General features: G+C 54.6%; 1 rRNA gene. It reads left to right on the top strand.

Annotation, left to right across the window (positions count from 1 at the left end):
* Nucleotides 1-693, top strand: a 23S ribosomal RNA gene (locus tag APT89_RS21775); the annotation flags it as partial.
* Nucleotides 694-705: the final 12 nt, after the last annotated feature.

Here is a 705-nt window from a genome sequence, read left to right as displayed (position 1 = left end):
ATCCGGGTTGCGGACAGTGTCTGGTGGGTAGTTTGACTGGGGCGGTCTCCTCCCAAAGAGTAACGGAGGAGCACGAAGGTTAGCTAATCCTGGTCGGACATCAGGAGGTTAGTGCAATGGCATAAGCTAGCTTGACTGCGAGAGTGACGGCTCGAGCAGGTGCGAAAGCAGGTCATAGTGATCCGGTGGTTCTGAATGGAAGGGCCATCGCTCAACGGATAAAAGGTACTCCGGGGATAACAGGCTGATACCGCCCAAGAGTTCATATCGACGGCGGTGTTTGGCACCTCGATGTCGGCTCATCACATCCTGGGGCTGAAGTAGGTCCCAAGGGTATGGCTGTTCGCCATTTAAAGTGGTACGCGAGCTGGGTTTAGAACGTCGTGAGACAGTTCGGTCCCTATCTGCCGTGGGCGCTGGAGAATTGAGGGGGGCTGCTCCTAGTACGAGAGGACCGGAGTGGACGCATCACTGGTGTTCGGGTTGTCATGCCAATGGCACTGCCCGGTAGCTAAATGCGGAAGAGATAAGTGCTGAAAGCATCTAAGCACGAAACTTGCCCCGAGATGAGTTCTCCCTGAGACTTTAAGTCTCCTGAAGGAACGTTGAAGACGACGACGTTGATAGGCCGGGTGTGTAAGCGCAGCGATGCGTTGAGCTAACCGGTACTAATGAACCGTGAGGCTTAACCTTACAACGCCGAAG

This window comes from Enterobacter sp. 50588862 (assembly GCF_001462935.1).
Taxonomy (GTDB): Bacteria; Pseudomonadota; Gammaproteobacteria; order Enterobacterales; family Enterobacteriaceae; genus Enterobacter; species Enterobacter bugandensis.
Note: the sequence above shows the minus strand (reverse complement) of the source record. Positions and strands in the feature narration are given on the sequence as shown.